Genomic DNA, 14,430 nt, shown 5'->3' with positions numbered 1-14,430 from the left:
TGTGGTAAAATGTCCATTGTGAAGAAAACGCAGAAGGGAGAATCAATTCATGGAACCAGAAACTCTGCGAAATTATGTTTCCGAAAATCGTGAATTAGAACAACAATTAACAAAACGAAACCAACAATATATATTTGATTTAAAAAAATCGCTAGAGGCAGCCAACCTTTCTGAAGAAGAAAAAACGATTGCCTTGCATGAGATGCTGCCTGTCTTAGTCAAAGAACAAAAAGGCGGCAAAACAGCCCGCCAATTATTTGGTACAGTGTCTGAACGCACCGAAGCCATCATCAACAAACCCGTTGAGCAAAAAGAATCCGGCCCCTTCTTGATGTGGTTGGATAACACCTTGCTGATTTTAGGGATCTTTGGCTTGATGTTAGGGGTCATGGGGATCTTTACTAGAGGTCAAGCACAACCTTATGGCTTATTGACCCTCTTCTTGATGGCGATGCTTGCTGGTTGGGTCTTCTACTTGATGTACAAATACATGTATCAATATGAACGCCCGGGTGCTGATAAGAGCAAACGGCCGAAGATGTGGAAGATTATTTTGATTTTAGTCGCAGCCTTCATGCTATGGATCGTTGTGATCTCGCTTTCTGCGATGATCCAACCACCATTGAATCCACAAGTGGACCCTGTGATCGAAGCCTTGATCGGGGCAGTGGCATTAGCAGCGAAGTACTACTTGAAACGCAAATACAATATCATCAGCAGTCTGTCTGTTCCTAGAGGCTGATGGCTACACGTTGATCGTGCGCCTTCTTTTGTTAAAAAAGACCGCACGATCAGCGTGTTTTTTTAGAAAAAATGGCGAATTATGAGATTTGACCAAAGGTTTGAAGAGGATTATTAAGAAAGCTTTCCGAATGGTTGACTTATGAAAAAATCTTTGCTATTTTTTTTAAAATACCTAAAAATTTTAAGGAGTGGTTACAAAAATGTCCAACTGGGAAACCAAATTTGTAAAAAAAGGGTTAACGTTTGATGATGTCTTATTGATTCCGGCAGAAAGTCACGTCTTGCCAAATGACGTGGATATGAAAGTGCAGCTTGCCCCGAATATTACACTAAATATTCCAATCATAAGTGCCAGTATGGATACCGTAACTGATAGTAAAATGGCGATCTCAATGGCGCGTCAAGGCGGACTTGGCGTGATTCACAAAAACATGAGTATCGCCGCGCAAGCAGATGAAGTGCGCAAAGTAAAACGTTCTGAAAGCGGCGTGATCATCGATCCGTTTTTCTTAACACCAAGTCACTTAGTTGCTGATGCAGAACATTTGATGAGCAAGTACCGCATCAGCGGGGTACCGATCGTAGAAACGATGGAAAACCGCAAATTAGTCGGTATCATCACGAACCGCGACATGCGTTTTGTCACGGATTATACGATGCCGATCAATGATGTGATGACCAAAGACCAATTGATCACAGCACCTGTCGGTACTTCGTTGAAAGACGCGGAAAAAATCTTACAACAACACAAGATCGAAAAATTACCGATCGTTGATGAAGCAGGGATCTTAAGCGGGTTGATCACTATCAAAGATATTGAAAAAGTAATCGAATTCCCGAATGCAGCCAAAGACACGCATGGACGCCTATTAGTGGCAGCGGCAGTCGGCGTTACTAGCGATACCTTTGAACGAGCACAAGCATTATTGGATGCAGGCGTGGACGCGATCGTCATTGATACTGCCCATGGACACAGTGCGGGTGTTTTACGCAAAATCTCTGAAATTCGCGCGCATTTCCCAGAAGCGACATTGATTGCTGGAAATGTTGCCACTGCAGAAGGCACGAAAGCATTGTATGATGCTGGTGTCGATGTCGTAAAAGTCGGGATCGGTCCAGGATCGATCTGTACTACTCGGGTGGTAGCCGGTGTCGGAGTTCCTCAATTGACAGCGATCTATGATGCAGCCTCTGTGGCACGTCAATATGGCAAAGCAATCATTGCCGATGGTGGGATCAAGTACTCTGGCGATATCGTCAAAGCTTTAGCAGCTGGCGGACATGCTGTAATGCTCGGTAGCATGTTGGCAGGAACTGACGAATCACCAGGTGAATTTGAAATCTATCAAGGCCGTCGCTTCAAAACGTACCGCGGAATGGGTTCATTGGGGGCAATGGAAAAAGGCTCCAGCGACCGTTACTTCCAAGGGGGCGTAAATGAAGCCAACAAATTGGTTCCAGAAGGCATTGAAGGACGTGTCGCTTATAAAGGCAGCGTTTCTGATATCATCTTCCAAATGATCGGCGGGTTGAAATCAGGGATGGGTTATGTCGGTGCCGGCAATCTGCAGCAATTACGTGATGAAGCACAATTCATCCAAATGAGCGGCAACGGACTAAAAGAATCACATCCCCACGATGTTCAAATCACGAAAGAAGCACCAAACTACTCCGTAAAATCATAAAATGTTTCACGTGAAAACCAACGCCCCCTCTGTTCAAAAGTGGACAGAGGGGGCGTTTGGTTCTAAAAAAGGGTGCCGATCTTGCCAAAATGGCTGAGATCGGCACCCTTTTCTCTAAAATCGCTGCTGGATGATCAGCAAATCGCTTTAGCAGTAACTTATTCGTTTGATTTCAACGCATCGATCATATTGACATGAGTCAGTTTCACATGGGTGACGTACATCACGATGATCGTAAAGAGAATCGTCATGCCACCGGCTAAAGCATAAGCCGGCCAATTGATCACTAATGGAAAGACCATGTTCTCCATCGAAGCTTGGATCAAAATAAAGTCAGTCAAGAAGTAACCTACCACGTAACCTGCGAGAATCCCAAATAACGTAAAGACGATATTTTCTCGTACGATGTACATAGTCACTTCCTTATTGTAAAACCCTAATACTTTGATAGTAGAAAGCTCGCGAATCCGCTCGGAAACATTGATGTTGGTCAAGTTATACAAGACGACAAAGGCTAATGCCCCTGATAATACAACTAAGATCAAGACAATGGCGTTCAAGTTACCCATCGAATCATCCTGCATTTTGATCTGAGTGGAAAGGAACGTCGTGTTTTTGACTTTGTCGGTATCTAACAAGGCTGTTGATAAAGCTTCCTCTTGTTTTTTCGTCATCGTCTTGCTTTTGACTAAGAACGCATTTGGTTCAAAGGTACTATTGGTGATTTCTTCATAAACGGTCGGCGACAGATAAAGAGAATTGCCTAAATAATTTTCTGCGATGCCACTAATAGGTACTTCATAGGCTTCTTGATCGCTGGTATAGAAGGTCAATGTATCGCCAACGTGCAAATCATATAATTCTGCGTACTTCATAGTCAGCACGGCACCCTCTGTTAATGACAGCTTCTGTCCTGCCGTCGTTTTCAAATGGACATAGTCTGCAAAAGCATCCTGATCTGCCGGAACCATCAAGGTCAGACTTTGTTTTCCTTGGTTAGTCGGTCGAATCTCGATCGTTTCATTGTAGACTAGCATCGAATGGGTCACAAGAGGCTCGTCTGTTAAAACCGTTTCAGCGGCAGCAACGGTTTCTTCCTTCGCATCATTTAAGGTCACGACGGCTTGATAATCCGTAATGGGCCCAAATTGTTTTGCAGTCACGGCACTTAGAGAATCTTTCAACCCAACGCCTGCCACCATCAGTCCCGTACAACCGGCGATGCCAATGATTGCCATGATCATTCGCGATTTGTAGCGGAAGATGTTACGGAAGCTGACTTTTTGATTGAAGCTTAAACGGGACCATAAGGGGGGAATTGCTTCTAATAAAATCCGTTTCCCGGGCTTTGGTGCGCGAACTTGCAGCAGCTGGGCAGGTTTTTCCCGCAATTCTTTGATCAGAACAAACAGACAGGCACCAAGCGTCGCCAGTAAAAAGGCGATTGCGGCCAAAATAATTGGCGACCAGACATAATAGACGCGAATCCCGTCTAAAAGATACCGTTCGCTGGATAGGAAATAGATCAAACGCGGCAACAGTTCGGTTCCTAATACGGCACCACTAATAATGCCAATGGCCGAAGAAAGGAGGGCATAAATCAAATATTTAAGGGAGATCTCGACTTTGCCATAGCCCATCGCTTTTAAGGTACCGATCTCTTTGCGGTTTTCTTCTACCATCCGCGTCAGTGTCGTAAAGGTGATCAACGCAGCGATAAAGAAGAAGAAGACAGGAAACACATTGGCGATCGCTGCGATACGATCAGACAGCCCACCATATTCTTGGAAACCGGGATTGTCTTTGCGTTGGTTGTAAAGATACGTCGGCTCTGCCAAGTCTTCGATCTCTGCCCGTTTTTCTGCCAGTGTTTGTTGGGCATCGGTTAGTTCTTGTTGCTGTTCATCTAATTGGTCTTGCTGCTGTGTCAATTCTGCTTCTCCAGCCGCCAATTGGCCTTCGAGGGCTGCTTGTTGTACGGGCGGCAGCTGTGCCAAGGCGGCTTGCTGTTGTTCTAGTTCCGCTTTGGCCTGATCCAGTTGGGCTTGTCCATCAGCTAACTGTTTTTGTCCATCGCGGACTTCTTTTTCTGCAGGGGCTAATTCATCAAAAGCGTCTTGTTGAATTTCTGCTAAGCGTTCCTTAGGACGGTCCGCAAACAGTTCCTCAATCGTTTCTTGATGGGCTGCCATCTTGTCGGTGTACGTATCGGAGTATGTTTCAAGCCCGGCGACATCATCAAAGGCGAGATAGAGGATCGATTTGACCTCCATCGTGAACTGTTCTTCCGGTACATAAGCAAAGTACGTCACGACACCGCTGCCGACATTTGCATAGCCCCGTTCGGCAGCACTGATATAAATGGGAGAAGTGGCAAACCCAACGATCGTATACTCTTTGTCCGACAGATTATCGGCATCGTCGATCGTAAAAGTATCACCTATTTGCCAGCCATAATTTTTTGCTTCGGTGTCCAGCACGATTTCATCGGCTTTTTCTGGCAGTCGGCCGTCCTTCACCAGTAACTGGTTGAGTTCCTGTGAGGGGTCATAGGAGGTCACTTGCACGACTTCATCTGAATTGGCAGCGTAATAAAATTGATAGGCGGCTTCTGTGTGAGCACCGCTTTTTTCCGCGGCATCAATGTCGTCCTTCGTCAATCCCAGTGTTGAAGTGACTTGCAGATCTGCTAATTGCTGGCCGTTGACATATTCACTCGCGGAATGGTTCAGGATCGGGCCGGTCGATTTGACACCGACAAAGAGAAACGTTCCTAAAAAAATGATCAAGGTGATTGCGATAAAGCGGCCTTTTGATTGGCGAATCTCTCGCAAACTTGCTTTAAGATAGGTCTTATTTTTCATCAGATCCTCCTACCAAACGATTTCATCGATCGAGATGGGATGAGGATTCTCTTCAATGGAACGGACAGTGGCATCGTTGATATGGATCACCCGATCGGCGATCGGGGCAATGGCGCTATTATGGGTGATGATCAACACCGTATTGCCATTTTTCCGGCTAGCGTTTTGCAAAAGCTTCAACACTTGTTTTCCTGTTTCAAAGTCCAAAGCACCAGTCGGTTCATCGCATAGCAGCAGTTTCGGGTTTTTGGCTAACGCCCGAGCGATCGATACCCGCTGCTGTTCCCCACCAGAAAGCTGAGAAGGAAAGTTGTTTTTGCGGTTTTCTAACCCGACTTGGGCCAAGACTTCATCAGGATCGAGTGCATTCGGTGAGACTTCAGTAGCCAATTCAATGTTTTCTTTTGCTGTCAGATTTGGGACCAAATTATAAAACTGGAAGACAAACCCAACGTCTGTGCGGCGGTATTCTGTTAATTGTTTGTCGTTAAACTTCGCGATATCGACATTGTCGATAATGATTTCTCCTTCATCTGGCGAGTCCATCCCGCCTAAGATATTCAAAACGGTCGATTTTCCGGCACCACTAGGTCCAAGAATCACCACTAATTCGCCTTCTTCAATGGCAAAGGAAAGATCATTGTTGGCAGTGATAGTGGTTTCGCCCATCTGATAGCGTTTATATTCATTCTTTACTTCAACATAACTCATTAATAAAGCCTCCATTTTTTAAACACGTGTTGATTTAATCACATGGTGTTAGTATACTAAGAAAGAAAAGTAAGAGCAATCCTCAATGCTTACGTATTTGTCATTAAATAGACAAATATTGATCAAATGTACAGAGAAAAGGGGAAACGATATGGTGGGGACTGTGGGGAATCGTCGAACGATCTACTCGAAAAAAGTGATCCGACGCGCCTTTCAGGAGTTATTGTTGGAAAAAGAGTACCGCAAAATCACGATCAAAGAGATTGCGGAACGAGCCGATATCAACCGAGGAACATTTTATAAATATTATAAGGATACGGCCGCGTTGTTGGAGGAAATCGAAGGGGAGCTTGTTGAGCAGATCGCATCGAACTTGCAGCAGGAAAATTTGTCATTGGATCTTTGGTTGGAAAAGCTGTTGACGATTTTGTATGAGAATCCTAGTACGACCCATTTGATTTTGTTGAACAACAGCCATTTGCTGAATCTTTTATTGTCAGAGATCAAACCGGAGACCTTGAAACGGTTTGCCCAATACTTTCAAGATGCTTCCGAGGAAGAATTGGAACTGTGTCTTAGCTTTTTTGTCTGCGGGTCTATCGGGTTGATCGAACGCTGGCTCAAAGATTTCTCAACGATGCCGCCAAAAGCTGTCGCTGAACTGTTGATCCAAATTTTTGTGACTAATGTATATGAGGATAAGAAGGGCTAAAAAAAGAGGGAACGATCCAATAACCAAAAAGGAACGCAGCAAGAGACAATTTGCTGCGTTCCTTTTTTATTTAGTCAACGAGGCGCTCGTCGTTCATCCCAAAGTATTGATGCAATGGTTTTTGCCGTGCTTCTAATAATTGATCGACGGTCACGAATTCGTAGCCTTCGTTTTTGAGTGTTTTAATGACTCCCGGTACGGCTTTCACAGATTTCGGGTGAATATCATGGATCAAGATCATGGCACCATTAAAGACATTTTGTTGCACCAAGGCATTGATCTTCTTCGGATCCTTCAATTTCCAGTCTTGAGAATCGATGTCCCATTGAATGATCGGCATGCCGATGGTTGCCGCGCTTTGTTTGTCGATAGCGCCATAAGGGGGCCGTAAATTTCTAGGTAGTAAACCCGTCGCATTATAAATGGCTTTGTTGGTTTTTGTAACTTCTGCCTGCAAATCTTCCGCTGAAAGAGTATTCAGCTGCGGATGAGAGTAAGAATGACTGGCGATCTCGTGCCCGGCTTCTTGGACTTTTTTAGCGGCTTGCGGATATTGCTCTACCATTTGTCCCAGCATAAAGAAGGTCGCTTTAACGTCATTTTCTTGTAAGATGTTCAACAGATCCATGGTGGAGGTACTGTTGGGTCCATCATCAAAGGTCAATGCCACGTATTTTTTATTGGGGTCTAAACTTGGCAAGGCATTGTTGAGTTGGTCAGCAGCCACGAGATCAGGATCAATGAATGGGGCGATCTCGCTGTAAGGCAGGGTGATTTCCGTCGCTCCCGTCTGATTTTTTGGCAATTCGATGGTCAGCTTCTCTGGATCGTAAGTAAATTTCGAATCGAAGGTGATCCGCTCCATGGCCAAGACGGCGTCGATGATTTTGGCGGGTTCTTTGGCTTGATCCAGCAGTTTCTGCTGAATGACTTGTTGAATACCTAATAAGCTGCCTTCATCAGGAACCAGTTCTTTCAAAGACAATTCGGTTTGCGTCTTCTCTGATACGAAGATCGGTGCATCTGTTAAACGATCAGCATCTTCAAAACGACCGGTTTCTCGATTCCATACATAGCTGTCGGCTTTTAATGAATAGGTAGAGACTTTTGCAGCTACCGTTTGTGCTTGGATACGGGCAACGGTGACGACTTCTTTTTCCGTTTGTTTTTTGCGCAATGACTCAGCGGCTTTTGTCAACCGGTCTTTGATATCTTTGATGGGAAACGTATCGAGGTCTTGCGGGCAGTAGATCAGTTCTTTGTTTGTTCCTTCTGAGAGCACTTCAGGCGATGTTTTTAACCCATTTTGGCTTTGTTCTGCTTGGATTGATGCCAGTAATTTCTCTGCAGCTGCCTCATATTTTGCTTTGGCCGCAACTTCTTGTTGGTGCAAGGTGTAAAGAACCGAGCCAGCCGTTGCGATCAAAACGATCAATAATAAGGCAAATAAGGAAAAAATTGCTTTCCGATACGGCTTCTTTCTCGAGGGTGGTCCTTTCGGTCTTTCTTCAGCTGATGCTGTTCGTTTTTGATTATTGTTTGGTTTCTTGTGCAAGTCACTCCGACGGGCATAGGTCTTTCGTTCGGGCATTGGTGAAGCTCCCTTCATTCCATCCTAAATTATGCCCACGTTACCATAAGTCACAGGCACTTTCAACGATCATGCCCGGTTTCTGATAGAGGATTAAAAAGACAAAGGGATTTTTCTAATTATTCGCTTAAAAATTACAGCCTTGTTGCGTTGTTTCTCTTGCAAGAAGTGATCAAAGTGGTTAGGGGGATGGAAACCACTATAGGCTACGTGAACAAGAAAACCCCTAGGCAACAGCTCACGCGGTGTGACTGTTCTCTAGGGGTTGCTACTGAGGTTACTAAGGCTTAGGCTTTTTCAATTTTTGTCAGTCCGCCCATATAAGGAACCAGAACTTCTGGTACCGTTACACTGCCGTCTTCGTTTTGATAATTTTCAAGCACTGCGGCTACCGTTCGACCGACAGCCAAACCAGAGCCGTTTAGTGTATGCATGTAGTGAATCTTGCCCTCTTGATCACGGTAACGGATCATGGCACGACGTGCTTGGAAGTCTTCACAGTTTGAGCAAGAGCTGATCTCACGATACATCTCTTGGGCAGGGATCCATACTTCTAAATCATAGGTCTTCGCTGCAGAAAAGCCCATATCTCCTGTACACAAGCTAAGCACACGGTAAGGTAAATTGAGTTTTTGCAAAATATCTTCGGCATTAGCCGTCATTTTCTCTAATTCTTCATAAGAATGTTCTGCATCACTGAATTTCACCATTTCGACTTTATTGAATTGGTGCAAGCGAATCAAACCGCGAGTGTCACGGCCAGCGCTGCCGGCTTCTGAACGAAATGATGGGCTCAAGGCAGTGAAGTATGCAGGGAGCTGTTCTTGTTCTAAGATCTCCCCTTGATAGTAGTTGGTCAAAGGTACTTCCGCAGTCGGGATCAAAGTCAAATCAGTGTCTGCCAATTGGAAAACATCTTCTTTAAACTTCGGAAATTGCCCAGTACCGAACATTGCTTGGCTGTTGACTATATACGGGGTGATCATCTCCGTATACCCATGCTCATAAACATGCTGATCCAACATGAAGTTGTATAAGGCACGTTCCAAACGAGCACCTAAGCCTTTGTAGTAAACAAAACGGCTACCAGAAACTTTGGCACCTCGCTCAAAGTCGAGAATCCCCAAGTCTTCTGCGATCTCCCAATGGGGTTTTGGTTCAAAGGCAAAGGTTTTTGGGTCTGCCCAACGGCGGACTTCTACATTGTCATCTTCATCTTTGCCCACCGGAACAGAATCATTGGGCAAGTTCGGCAACGTCGTGGCGATCTCTTTGATGTCTTCATCAATTTGAGCGATCTCTTCATCCAATTGCTTGATTTGGCTGCCGACTTCTTTCATTTGGGCAATTTTATCTGCCGCATCTTCTTTCGCCCGTTTCAAGGCGGCGATCTCACCAGAAACCTCATTACGCAATTTCTTGCGCTCTTCCGTTTGGACTAAGAGTTCTCGGCGACGCTCATCAAGTGTTAAAAAGCGGTCCAACACTTCTTTTTGGACACCTCGTGTTGCGAGTTTGCTTTGTACTTCAGCAAAATTTTGGCGAATCATTTTTACATCTAACATAGTGATACATCCTCCTTTGATTTTTCCATAGAAAAAAGGCCATTCCAATCCCGTATTGCTTGGGACGAAATGACCATTCGCGGTGCCACCCAAGTTCAGCTTGCGCTGCCCTTGCTGCTCGTATCGTGAGCCAACGATTTTTCTTTCGAAAAATACACGTTAAAGAACTGGATTCTATTTTTTCCAACACTGATTTTCACCAACCATCAGCTCTCTATACAGATGAAAAAAATATACTAGGTTCTGTGCCTTGATTATTTTCTCTAGCATACCCAAAAAATGTTGGGTCGTCAACCATAGGTTTGTGTGTTGGATAAGTTGTTGCGTTTCAACGGGAGATGGATAATAAAGGACGTCCATTCCGGCGTTGACTTGGCATAGATATAGCCGCCATGTAAGGCGACGATGCTTTGAGCGATCGCTAGACCTAAGCCAGTTCCTCCTGTTTCTTGAGAGCGGGATTCTTCCACTCGGTAGAAACGGTCGAATAGAGAATCAAGGGCTTGCTTAGGGATCATTTGCCCATTGTTTTTGACTGTTAAGATCGCTTCGGTCCCGACTTTCTCGACTTCCATGCGGATCTTATCGGCGCCTTTGCCGTATTTCAAGGCATTCGAAAGCAAGTTATTGAAGACCCGCACCAGTTTTTCGGTATCGCCATCCATCTCGATGTGTTCCGGACGGGTGTATGTTTCAATCTTGATGCCTTTCCGACTAGCTTCTAATTCAAAGTCCGCCGCCAATTGTTCCACTAGCTGGGCCATGTCAAATTCCATCACATTGATTGGGACGCTAGGCTGGCGCACTTTTGTGTATTCAAACAAATCATCGACAAGGGATTTCATTTGCTTGGCTTTGACATACGCCGTATGGGTATATTTCAGCAATTCTTCTTCTGAATGGTATTGTCGATCTTCAATTAGACCTAAATAGCCGATGATCGAAGTCAACGGTGTTCGAATGTCATGACTGACATTGGTAATCAGCTCATCTTTGGATTGCTCGATCCGTCGTTCATCTTCAATCGCCGCCACCGTACTGTCGACTAAGCCATTGATATTAGAAACGATCCGACTTAAATCGCCCCGTAACTCGAAGGGAATGCGATGATCGTAATTGCCTTCCGCAATAAAATGAAGCTCGCTGATGATGTGACGTAGCTGCATTTGATGGTAGCGACGAATCAAACGCCAATATAAGACGATCACATCTAATAGGAAGAACATCGGTAGAATGAAGTTGCGCCCACTGCGGAAGATATCTGTATTAAAGGCAGATGTGAAAGCATTCTTCGATGCGTAGATGGCATCAACTAAATCTGGTGAATTTTCAACGATTGAGGTCAAGATGACCAAAATAGCGATATTTAATAGAAGTAAAAGAACAATCGTTACAATTCCTTCGGCAAATAACTCACTGATTTCCTTTGAGGTCAGCGTGATCCGTTTCTTTTTTTCGATGGGTGTGTTGCGCTTTTTTTCAGTTGGTTTACTTCGCATCTATTTTGTAGCCGACCCCCCATACTGTTTGGATGACTTTTTCACCATCCGTGGCTTCTTCGATCTTATCTCGTAAGTGACTGACATGGACCATAACTGTTTTGGCAGAAACGACACTTTCTTGTTTCCAAACTCGTTCAAAAATCTCATCGGCGCTAAAGACACGGTTCGGATGCGATGCCAGCAAGTAGAGGATACCGAATTCTAATGCAGTCAATTGAATTTCGTTGCCATCGACGGTTTTTACTTCATGGGAATCGCGATTGATAATAAGGGAGCTTACTTCTAGAATCTCTGGTTGATTTGAAGCAGCCTGCATCTTGGTTCTTCTCAATAGCGATTTTACCCGGGCCATAACTTCTAATGGGTTGAAAGGTTTTGTGACATAATCATCCGCACCGGCGACCAATCCACGAATCTTATCCATATCGGTTGTTTTAGCGGTCAGCATAATAATAGGGATTTGGGATTCTTTTCTCAATTCTTTCACGACTTGCATGCCATCCATTTCTGGCATCATGATATCTAAGATCAATAGTTCGATATCAGAAGTGGTGCGGATCTTGGTCAGTGCTTCTTTTCCATCATATGCTTTGACCGATTCATAACCTTCATTGTGTAAATAAATGCTTAATAGTTCTACGATCTCTTTGTCATCATCTGCTACAAGTATTTTCATACTGGGTCCTCCTAGGAACAATATTCTTTTCTCCATTTTAGCAAATATTCCACAAAATAGATAAAATCATACTTAAATTTATAAGAATGATAGGAATTAAGAAAACACAAAAAGGAAAAAGACGAACGATAGGCAAATAATAACGGAAAAAGTCCTTAAAAAAGACGGAAATCACGGACTAAAAATCACGAATCATCTTTGGAAACGGAGTAACTAGAAACGTTGGTCTATCAATCATTTTATGGTTGACGAATAGCGCAAGTCTTGGTATATTATTACATGTGCCAAATGACTAAACGAATTCGTAAAAAGAATTTAAAAAAGTGGTTGACGCACAGCTCGACAGATGATATTATAACGAAGTCGCAATTTTAAAACAGTTAATCGATGTTGATACATCAACAAAATTAATTAAAAAAAGTTGTTGACAAATAACAAATCATTTGTTATTCTAATGAAGTCGCTGAGACAGCCGCTGCGAAGTTGAAAAACAACGAGCGAAAAAAACTTTTAAAAAAGAGTTGACAATCAATTGTCGCTCTGGTATGATATAAAAGTTGCTAACACAGCACGGTAGACCTTTGAAAACTGAACAAAGCAAGCAAACGAACCAATGTGTAGGACGTTTCAATTTATTGAAACAAATACATGCAAGCAATAGCTAGCAAAGTTAATTTTTATGAGCTTAATGACCGTATGGTCATTCAAACAAATCATTATGAGAGTTTGATCCTGGCTCAGGACGAACGCTGGCGGCGTGCCTAATACATGCAAGTCGAACGCTTTTTCTTTCACCGGAGCTTGCTCCACCGAAAGAAAAAGAGTGGCGAACGGGTGAGTAACACGTGGGTAACCTGCCCATCAGAAGGGGATAACACTTGGAAACAGGTGCTAATACCGTATAACACTATTTTCCGCATGGAAGAAAGTTGAAAGGCGCTTTTGCGTCACTGATGGATGGACCCGCGGTGCATTAGCTAGTTGGTGAGGTAACGGCTCACCAAGGCAACGATGCATAGCCGACCTGAGAGGGTGATCGGCCACACTGGGACTGAGACACGGCCCAGACTCCTACGGGAGGCAGCAGTAGGGAATCTTCGGCAATGGACGAAAGTCTGACCGAGCAACGCCGCGTGAGTGAAGAAGGTTTTCGGATCGTAAAACTCTGTTGTTAGAGAAGAACAAGGATGAGAGTAAAACGTTCATCCCTTGACGGTATCTAACCAGAAAGCCACGGCTAACTACGTGCCAGCAGCCGCGGTAATACGTAGGTGGCAAGCGTTGTCCGGATTTATTGGGCGTAAAGCGAGCGCAGGCGGTTTCTTAAGTCTGATGTGAAAGCCCCCGGCTCAACCGGGGAGGGTCATTGGAAACTGGGAGACTTGAGTGCAGAAGAGGAGAGTGGAATTCCATGTGTAGCGGTGAAATGCGTAGATATATGGAGGAACACCAGTGGCGAAGGCGGCTCTCTGGTCTGTAACTGACGCTGAGGCTCGAAAGCGTGGGGAGCGAACAGGATTAGATACCCTGGTAGTCCACGCCGTAAACGATGAGTGCTAAGTGTTGGAGGGTTTCCGCCCTTCAGTGCTGCAGCAAACGCATTAAGCACTCCGCCTGGGGAGTACGACCGCAAGGTTGAAACTCAAAGGAATTGACGGGGGCCCGCACAAGCGGTGGAGCATGTGGTTTAATTCGAAGCAACGCGAAGAACCTTACCAGGTCTTGACATCCTTTGACCACTCTAGAGATAGAGCTTCCCCTTCGGGGGCAAAGTGACAGGTGGTGCATGGTTGTCGTCAGCTCGTGTCGTGAGATGTTGGGTTAAGTCCCGCAACGAGCGCAACCCTTATTGTTAGTTGCCATCATTTAGTTGGGCACTCTAGCGAGACTGCCGGTGACAAACCGGAGGAAGGTGGGGATGACGTCAAATCATCATGCCCCTTATGACCTGGGCTACACACGTGCTACAATGGGAAGTACAACGAGTTGCGAAGTCGCGAGGCTAAGCTAATCTCTTAAAGCTTCTCTCAGTTCGGATTGTAGGCTGCAACTCGCCTACATGAAGCCGGAATCGCTAGTAATCGCGGATCAGCACGCCGCGGTGAATACGTTCCCGGGCCTTGTACACACCGCCCGTCACACCACGAGAGTTTGTAACACCCGAAGTCGGTGAGGTAACCTTTTTGGAGCCAGCCGCCTAAGGTGGGATAGATGATTGGGGTGAAGTCGTAACAAGGTAGCCGTATCGGAAGGTGCGGCTGGATCACCTCCTTTCTAAGGAATATTTCGGAAGACTACACATCGTTTGCCTTTGTTCAGTTTTGAGAGGTTTACTCTCAAACAAATTTGTTCATTGAAAACTGGATATCGAAGAAAAAAT

General features: G+C 44.8%; 9 protein-coding genes, 1 rRNA gene and 1 other annotated feature. Of the genes, 4 read left to right on the top strand and 6 right to left on the bottom strand.

Features of this window, described 5'->3' with window-relative positions:
* Positions 1–49 precede the first annotated feature (49 nt).
* Positions 50–742, top strand: coding sequence for a DUF1129 domain-containing protein (locus IGJ12_RS16940; RefSeq protein ID WP_005226251.1), 693 nt, complete (start codon positions 50–52; stop codon positions 740–742).
* A 202-nt stretch (positions 743–944) separates the two neighbouring features.
* Entirely contained in the window at positions 945–2,429 is a 1,485-nt protein-coding gene (gene guaB, locus IGJ12_RS16935) for an IMP dehydrogenase (protein ID WP_005226250.1), read from the top strand.
* Positions 2,430–2,587: 158 nt separating this feature from the next.
* On the opposite strand, the gene IGJ12_RS16930 is transcribed toward guaB, so the two are convergent.
* Together IGJ12_RS16930 and IGJ12_RS16925 are read right to left on the bottom strand one after the other, a co-directional pair.
* The gene (locus IGJ12_RS16930; RefSeq protein WP_430619225.1) at positions 2,588–5,293 is read right to left on the bottom strand and encodes an FtsX-like permease family protein; all 2,706 of its coding nucleotides are present in this window, start codon (positions 5,291–5,293) and stop codon (positions 2,588–2,590) included.
* Positions 5,294–5,302: 9 nt separating this feature from the next.
* Positions 5,303–6,004, bottom strand: coding sequence for an ABC transporter ATP-binding protein (locus IGJ12_RS16925; RefSeq protein ID WP_008376960.1), 702 nt, complete (start codon positions 6,002–6,004; stop codon positions 5,303–5,305).
* An 85-nt stretch (positions 6,005–6,089) separates the two neighbouring features.
* On the opposite strand from IGJ12_RS16925, the gene IGJ12_RS16920 reads away from it, so the two are divergent.
* Positions 6,090–6,716 carry a TetR/AcrR family transcriptional regulator gene (locus IGJ12_RS16920; protein ID WP_060791711.1) on the top strand — a complete coding sequence of 209 codons (627 nt, stop codon included), beginning with the start codon at positions 6,090–6,092 and terminating at the stop codon, positions 6,714–6,716.
* Positions 6,717–6,786: 70 nt separating this feature from the next.
* On the opposite strand, the gene IGJ12_RS16915 is transcribed toward IGJ12_RS16920, so the two are convergent.
* The 4 genes from IGJ12_RS16915 to IGJ12_RS16900 all read right to left on the bottom strand — a co-directional run bounded on the left by IGJ12_RS16915 (position 6,787) and on the right by IGJ12_RS16900 (position 12,050).
* Entirely contained in the window at positions 6,787–8,307 is a 1,521-nt protein-coding gene (locus IGJ12_RS16915; protein ID WP_430619224.1) for a polysaccharide deacetylase family protein, read from the bottom strand.
* Between the two features lie 287 nt (positions 8,308–8,594).
* Positions 8,595–9,872 carry a serine--tRNA ligase gene (gene serS / locus IGJ12_RS16910; protein WP_005232944.1) on the bottom strand — a complete coding sequence of 426 codons (1,278 nt, stop codon included), beginning with the start codon at positions 9,870–9,872 and terminating at the stop codon, positions 8,595–8,597.
* 57 nt (positions 9,873–9,929) lie between these two features.
* Positions 9,930–10,127: a binding site (T-box leader), on the bottom strand.
* Between the two features lie 35 nt (positions 10,128–10,162).
* Complete coding sequence (locus tag IGJ12_RS16905; protein ID WP_005232945.1) at positions 10,163–11,371, bottom strand: sensor histidine kinase; 1,209 nt, start codon at positions 11,369–11,371, stop codon at positions 10,163–10,165.
* Entirely contained in the window at positions 11,361–12,050 is a 690-nt protein-coding gene (locus IGJ12_RS16900) for a response regulator transcription factor (protein ID WP_008376963.1), read from the bottom strand. The genes IGJ12_RS16905 and IGJ12_RS16900 overlap by 11 nt, the downstream gene beginning before the upstream one ends.
* Positions 12,051–12,764: 714 nt before the next feature.
* Here IGJ12_RS16900 and IGJ12_RS16895 point away from each other — a divergent pair.
* A 16S ribosomal RNA gene (locus IGJ12_RS16895) occupies positions 12,765–14,324 on the top strand.
* Positions 14,325–14,430: the final 106 nt, after the last annotated feature.

The organism is Enterococcus sp. DIV0802b (assembly GCF_050543535.1).
Lineage (GTDB): Bacteria > Bacillota > Bacilli > Lactobacillales > Enterococcaceae > Enterococcus_D > Enterococcus_D entomosocium.
This window is presented reverse-complemented; position numbering and strand designations above follow the sequence as displayed.

Coding starts and splice junctions, on each gene's coding strand:
- IGJ12_RS16940 (WP_005226251.1), top strand. CDS start 50: ATGGAACCAGAAACTCTGCGAAATTATGTTTCCGAAAATCGTGAATTA.
- guaB (WP_005226250.1), top strand. CDS start 945: ATGTCCAACTGGGAAACCAAATTTGTAAAAAAAGGGTTAACGTTTGAT.
- IGJ12_RS16930 (WP_430619225.1), bottom strand. CDS start 5,293: ATGAAAAATAAGACCTATCTTAAAGCAAGTTTGCGAGAGATTCGCCAA.
- IGJ12_RS16925 (WP_008376960.1), bottom strand. CDS start 6,004: ATGAGTTATGTTGAAGTAAAGAATGAATATAAACGCTATCAGATGGGC.
- IGJ12_RS16920 (WP_060791711.1), top strand. CDS start 6,090: ATGCTTACGTATTTGTCATTAAATAGACAAATATTGATCAAATGTACA.
- IGJ12_RS16915 (WP_430619224.1), bottom strand. CDS start 8,307: ATGCCCGAACGAAAGACCTATGCCCGTCGGAGTGACTTGCACAAGAAA.
- serS (WP_005232944.1), bottom strand. CDS start 9,872: ATGTTAGATGTAAAAATGATTCGCCAAAATTTTGCTGAAGTACAAAGC.
- IGJ12_RS16905 (WP_005232945.1), bottom strand. CDS start 11,371: ATGCGAAGTAAACCAACTGAAAAAAAGCGCAACACACCCATCGAAAAA.
- IGJ12_RS16900 (WP_008376963.1), bottom strand. CDS start 12,050: ATGAAAATACTTGTAGCAGATGATGACAAAGAGATCGTAGAACTATTA.